2 protein-coding genes are annotated in these 6,765 nt (G+C 66.6%); both read right to left on the bottom strand.

The window, feature by feature from the left end; all coding sequences use genetic code 11:
• Window positions 1-70 precede the first annotated feature (70 nt).
• On the bottom strand, window positions 71-3,457 hold the full coding sequence (locus ACWENR_RS28780; RefSeq protein WP_452280092.1) for an Eco57I restriction-modification methylase domain-containing protein: 3,387 nt from the start codon (window positions 3,455-3,457) through the stop codon (window positions 71-73).
• Window positions 3,457-6,630: a DISARM system SNF2-like helicase DrmD gene (gene drmD, locus ACWENR_RS28775; RefSeq protein WP_452280091.1), complete on the bottom strand. Its 3,174-nt coding sequence runs from the start codon at window positions 6,628-6,630 to the stop codon at window positions 3,457-3,459. Before drmD ends, ACWENR_RS28780 begins: the two co-directional genes overlap by 1 nt.
• Window positions 6,631-6,765: the final 135 nt, after the last annotated feature.

Genomic DNA, 6,765 nt, shown 5'->3' with positions numbered 1-6,765 from the left:
CTTCCGGCATCGCCAACCTCCACAACATCATCCTCGCTGGCTGACCGCCGGCCGATGCCGGACAACGCCTTCACTGAGTTACGAGACGTCCCTTAAGGGCGGGGGTTGAAAGCGTCTCGCGGTAAGGTCGGACGTGCTTCTCAACGTGCCGAAAGGGCAGCTCGTATTGCGCTGCCTCGGCTTCGGACCGTTCGCCGAAATCTATGGCCCAGCGAGGGGGCGTCAGATCGGGTTCTGAGTTTACGTCGTCTCCAGACAAGTACGGGAATAGCACTTCCTTGTACCGTGGATCCCGCTCCATCCACGCCGCCGCAGTAGTCGGATCGATAATGAATCCAGTGCCTCGAAGTTTACATCCAAGGAAGCATCCGCCGGTGTTCTCGGTAAGTTGCTCAGGGTCGTGTTGAGGGCCGTCTCCTGGTTCGAGGAATGTAGAGATCCATTTGGTTGGAATGCTATTGGCTATTTTGACCGCTGCCTCGGAAACTCTCTGGCGGGTGCCCCACACCGCAGCAAACTCGATGTTTGCGCTAGAGGACGGCCATGGGGCGCTTTGTATGGCTCGGGTGATCTCAAGTCCGTCCTTTACGATTCTGTCTAATGCGATTTCTCGACTGGCCACCTGCGCAATCGTATTCGTAGCAATCAGGCCGATTGTTCCATGCTGATTTAGAAGCGCAAACGCCCGCAAAAAGAAGTACGCGACAAGGTCAGCGTTTCCCTTCTGTTGAGCGGCAAGCTGATTGATTAGCCATTCGCGTACGTTCTGCCCAACCGCTGGCGTAATCTTTTTTCCCATCAGGAAGGGTGGGTTTCCAATGATTGCGTCAAAGCCCTTGTGATCAATCAGAACATCGGGTACCTCAAGTACCCAATGTAGTGGCTGCCAGCGTTTATCGTCGGTCTCAACAGTGGGCATCAGCCCTGCCGTAAGGATAGCCTTGAGCTGGCGTGGGTCTGGCGTCGTATCGTCGTGTGGGAACGCTGCATCCACAGCCTCGGCAAGGTTCTCGTATGCTTCGTCGAGGGCTTTACCGGGTTTGCCGCCGAGGCGGAGCCCGGCAGCGATTACCCCGTCGGCCGCGATGCGTAGGTCGGCAGTGAGCTTGCGAGTCTGATTTAGCTGGCGCTGCTTGGCGGCGGCGCTGCGCATGGGGTCGTGTTCGCGTACCTCACTGGCAAGGTCACGTCGGAGGTCTACGGCCCGCCGGATGGTGGCGTCCACATTCTGGGCAGTCAGCCTGGCCTGTCGGTGGGTCGGTGCCTCGATGTGCAGGGTGCGGAGCTGGCGTAGGTCGGTGAGGCCGAGTAGGGAGTTGCCGTGCAGGATTTTGTCGTCGACGAACGAGAAGGGCAGGTCGCGGTCGAGGGAGACCAGCCAGAGCGACAGCTTGCACATCTCGACGGCCATCGCGTTGATGTCGGCGCCGTACAGGCAGCGGGCGACGACCTCGCGGATCGCGTGTTGGCCGAGGTCGTGCCGGTGGGCGTTGGCGGGGTCCTCAGCGATCCATGCCTCGACGAGACGGGCGGCGAGATAACGTGCTGCGGCGACCAGGAATGCGCCGGAGCCGGCGGCGATGTCGGCCACCTTGAGGTTGAGGATCTCGTCCGACCCGCGCAGTCTCCACGCGCCGCTGCTCTCGGGGACCTGTAGAGGACCGGGGGAGTAGCAGAGCGGTTCGAGCGCGTGCTGGACGACCTCCTCGGCAAGGTCTTTCGGGGTGTAGTGGGCTCCGGCGTTGCGTCGTGACGGCGTCTCGGTGACCACTAGGCCGCCGTCTAGGACGACGGTGGGGCGGTCGCGCAGGTCGGGCCGGGTGATGGCGGCCCATGGCAGCAGGCGTGCGCGCAGGTCGTCGTCATCGGTCACCGCGCGCAGCATGCGGTCTGCGTCGTCGCCGGGCGTGGCCGCGAGGCGCTTCGCCAACGCGTTCGCGCTCGGCGGGGTGGCAGCGGGCTGGTTCTCCTTGAGCCAGGCGATGATCGCGGTGGCCAGTTTCGCCGAAGTCGCATTGGCGTCAGCGAGCTGCTCCAGCACGGTCAGCGGGATCTCCGGTTCCGCTCCGGTGGCACCGACAATGCCGACCTGGGTGTCGCCGGTGACCCACGTGCAGGAGTAGCCGAGCAGCCCTTCGTAGATGTAGCCGATCTGTTCCACGTCGACGTCCCGGAACGAGATCCGGCGGGCGTCGCCGCCCTTGAGCTCGGCGACCTGCACCGAGCGTAGGACGTGCAGCATTACCCGGTCGGAGACGGGCATGGCGAGGGTGCCGTTGTCGTTCGCGGCGATCAGGAACGGATACCGGTCCGGGTCGAAGAGCGATCCGCCGTACGCGGGCATCCGCATGTTCTCGAACGACGCGCCCCGGTAGAGGGCCTGGCTGGTGGCGAGCAACCGGTGCCAGGTCAGATAGGTGCTGTCCAACGATTCCTCGCCGTCGCGCAGCCGGCGCTGTTCCAGGTCGTCGAGTTCACCGCTGATGCCGTACCCCTGCAGGAAGAGCTCGCTCTGCGGCAGCAGGCCGCGCTCCTCGGCGAAGAGCAGGAAGACGACCCGCATCATGACCGTGACGGCCGCGGAGTAGGTGTCGTGCGGGTTATCCGGGAGCGGATCGCGCAGGCCGCGCCTGTGGTGGTCGGCGGCGGTCTCGGCGAACGCCTGGATCAGCAGCTCGACGGCGCGGCGGACCTGGGCGCCGAGAGCTTCGGTGATCTCCTCGGCGGCGGCGACGGACTCCTCGAACAGCTTGGGGAGCCGCTCGTTCGGGTCACCGCCGATGATGTACTGCCGGGCGACGACGGTGAGGAAGGCGTTGCGGGCCAACGGTTCCTCGACCCAGGTCTGGGCGTCGACGATGCCGGAGGCGACCATCGCGTCCGGCCGGGCGCAGACCAGCGCCCACCAGCGGCCGTCGGTGACGATGCCGATCGCGATGCCGGCGCCGCGCAGCATCGCTTCCATCCGGTCGATGGCGGTGGCGGCCCAGCCGTCGGTGCCGGTGGCGTGCAGGCTGTCGCACTTGTCGACCACGCCGACCAGCGCGCCGATGCCGTCCGGCCCGTGCAGCGCGGCCTGCGGGGTGACGGAGATCCTCCGGTCGGGCGAATGCGCAGTCACCCCGGGCGCGCAGTCGGGACCCCAGGCCAGTGAGGTACGCCATCCGACGACGTTCCGCAGGACGGTCTGCACCCAAACGTCGCGGACCTCGGCGTACTTGGCCTGAACGATCTCGTCGTCCGGGTCGATGTCGAGGGCTTCCCAGGCGTGGTCGAACGCCGGCCTGGCCTCGCGGAGGACGTCGAGGCGTTCGGGGCCCAGGGCGGGTATGCCCTGCGGCCACACCCGCTTCAGCGGCGGGATCGCCAGGAACGGGCCGTCTGTCTCGACCAGTTCCAGCCACGCCCGGTGCAGCTCGCTGGCCGTCTTCGGGCGGTAGGTACGGGCGGTCCGCATCAGCGTGAACCTCCTCGCTGGGCGTCGGCCGGGGTGAGCGCGAACACCACCGCCGCGGCGGTGGTGTGTGGCTTGACGTCGCGGTACCGCTCGGTGATCGCCGCGATCTCCCGCTGCTCCTCGTCGCCGAGCTCGTCCTGCCGGCGGCGCATCGTTTCGATGTCGCGGCGGCGCTGCCGCTGCTGATCATCGGGGAAGAGAGCAAGTTGGTCCTGCATCTCGGCGCTGGTGAGCTGGTCCAGCGACTCGTTCAGGTTGCGGCGGAACGCGGCGAAGATCTCCCGCGCCCGGGTGACGTCGGCCTCCTCGCGTTTAGCGAGCTGGTCGTTGACCCGCTGATGGCGGGACTCGGCACGTTGCGTCATCGAGTCGAGCAGCCGGACCCGCAGCGGGGACGCCGGCTCGTTCCACTCTCTGGCCAGGTCGGCGCGGACGTCTGCAGCGGCCAGCGTCAGCCTGCCGGCGTCAAGGGCTTGGTCAAGCAGTTGCTCGGCGCGTTCCTCGGCGATGGCACGGCGGCCCCGAAGGCGTACGCCGGCGAGGAAGATCTCCTCGTGCAGGCGCAGCCCACCCCGGCCGACCAGCACCATCCGGGTGACGGCCGCGACGAAGGACTCCTCCAACCCATCCACCACGACCGCCGTGACCCGGTGCAACGGCGCGTCCGCACTCCACAGCGACCGCCGCAGCAGCCTCTGGGCCTTCTTCACCAGCGGATGACCCAGGTGGACGTAGACCAGGTCCTTACGCCCTGCCGCGGCCTTGTCGTCGAACGTGATCGGCCGCAATACGCCAGGCTCGGAGCGGGTGTCCAGACCCTTTAACGTCGACTGCCAGGCCGGACCGAGCGGCGGCACGGTGAACACGGCTGCGTCGGTCCGGTCGTCGCCGGCCACCACCAGGGGCGGCTGGTGGCTGATCCGCAGCGCGGTGTCGACCACCCGCCGCAGATTCTCCGGCTCCAGGTGCAGCTCCGCCCGACTGTCGGCGTAGCCCTTTTCCAACTGAGTCAACCGGCTGTTCAGGTCCAACCCGCCGGCCAACGCCTTGTTGATCACGGCGTTACCGTCGAGCGCGACCTTCTTACGCCGTCCCGCGGACGAACGGGTGAAGTGCTCCTGGATCTCGTCGGCGATGACCTGGTTGACCGACCCGAGGTCACGCGCGACCGTCACCACCTTGCGGGCGATCCGGCCCATGAACTCCATGTCTGCGCTGTACAGCGTCGCCGAGCGGTCCGGGGAGAACTGGAACACCAGTGGGGTCTGCTGCTGCCCGTACCGGTCGATCCGACCGATTCGTTGTTCCAGCCGTGACGGGTTGAACGGGATGTCCAGGTTGATCAGCCGGTGGCAGTGGTCCTGGAGGTCGATGCCTTCACCGGCTGCGTCGGTGGCCAGCAGCACCCGCACGGGGTTCTTTGCCGACGGCTCGGTGGTGAAGTGCTCGCGGATCAGCTCGCGCTCGTCGGTCGGCGTCTGCCCCTGGATGACTTCCAGCACGTCGCCGTAGCCCTGCTGCACCAGCACCCGGTGTACCCACTCCAGAGTGTGGGCGTATTCGGTGAACACCACGACGCGCTCGTTGGACCAGAATCCGCCCGGTCGGCAGATCGCGTCCAGGGCCGTGATCAGCTCATCGAGGCGAGAGTCGGGTCGACTTTCGAAGCTCAGGCCCCACTCGGCCAGTCGCTGCAACTCGCCTGGCGCGGCGGCGACTAGCGGGTCGGTGGCCTTGCTGTACCGCAGGGCCGTCGCCTCGTTCTGCTCCCACAGGCCTTCCTCCTCGTCGGCCTGCCCCTCACCGAGGATGTCGTCGTAGTCCCAGTCCGTCGGCGCCTGGCCCACCGACCGCGCGACGAGGTACGACTGCAAGGTCATGCCGAACGCCCACGGGCTCGACAAAAACCGCTTCTTGAACAGCATCGCCGTGATGTCGCCGGACTCGCCGGTCCCGTTCGCCTTCGCACTCTCGGCGAGAATCCGATCCAGCAGAGCGAACATCTCCTGCTCGTCGGCGCGCGGTGTGAACGGGATGATCCGCAGCTCCCGCGGCCGGAAACCCTTCTCCGGCAGGTCCGACTTCAACCGCCGAACCGTCACCTCCCGCAACGCCCGTTCGTCCAGCAGCGCGCCACGGCTGAAGCGGCGCGAATCGATCATTTCCAACAGCGCCGTGAACGACTCCGGATGCCCGTTGTGTGGCGTGGCGCTGAGGAACAGGCGGTGCTCGCACTTGTCCGCCAGATCCCGGACTGCGGTCGTGCGCTGCGTGTCGACGGCGTAGCCGCGCCCACCACCGATCGACGACGGGCTGGCCGGCGCGACGTGGTGCGCCTCGTCCACGATCAGGATGTCGAACGCGTACCGCCGGGCGGTCTTCGTGTTCGCCGCCTGCGCGTACACGTCACGCAGCATCCGCTGGGCTCGCACCTGCGGCAGCCACGCCATGCTCACGATCACCCGGGGATAGAGCTGGAACGGGTTCGCGTGCAGGCCGTAGCGGCGCCGTACCTCCCGCATCATCTCGCTGTTGATGATCGTGAAGTCCAGACCGAACTTGTCCCGCATCTCGTCTTGCCACTTCAGGGACAAGCTTGGCGGGCACACCACGATCGCGGTACGCGCCCGGTGCCGCAGCAGCAGCTCCTGCACCACCAAGCCGGCCTCAATGGTCTTGCCCAAGCCGACATCGTCGGCCAGCAGCAGGTTCGTCCGGGGCGAGGACAGCGCCCGGCGCAGCGGTTCCAGTTGGTAAGCCTCCACCGCCACACCGCTGTGGAACGGCGCCTGCACGCTACGGTCGTCCGCCGAGGTCACCGCGCCCCAGCGCATCGCGTCGACGAACCCGGCGAGGGTGTTCGGGTCGTCGAAGGCGTCCGGGTTGACCTGCGTAGGTAGTCCCTGAGCGGGCGTGACCGTGTGGCCGACCTCCAGCTCCCAGACGACCGTCAGCTCCTCACCCAGGCGGTCCTCGTCGAGCGCCTGAAGGGTCACCGCGTGGTTTAGCGAGGCCACGGCTTCGTCTGCCGGGCTCCGCGGCAGCCCCTGTGGTTGCACCCGCGCAACCGCCCAGGTTGAGCCGCGTACCTCGACTACTTGTCCCAGCTGGGGAACCGGGCGGGCGATGTCAGTCTTTGGCGATAGAGCCGCAATGGCGGTTGTGGGGACCACCCGCAGACCATAGTGGACATACCCAGGGTCGTCACACTAGCTTGATCTTTAACCTGCTGGGCGGTGGCATCGACCCCGGCTGATCATGGGGACAGCCCTTGATCGATCATTCCTCTTGTCTAGGGAAGAAGATCG

The sequence above is a fragment of the Micromonospora sp. NPDC004336 genome, from assembly GCF_053602615.1.
This window is presented reverse-complemented; position numbering and strand designations above follow the sequence as displayed.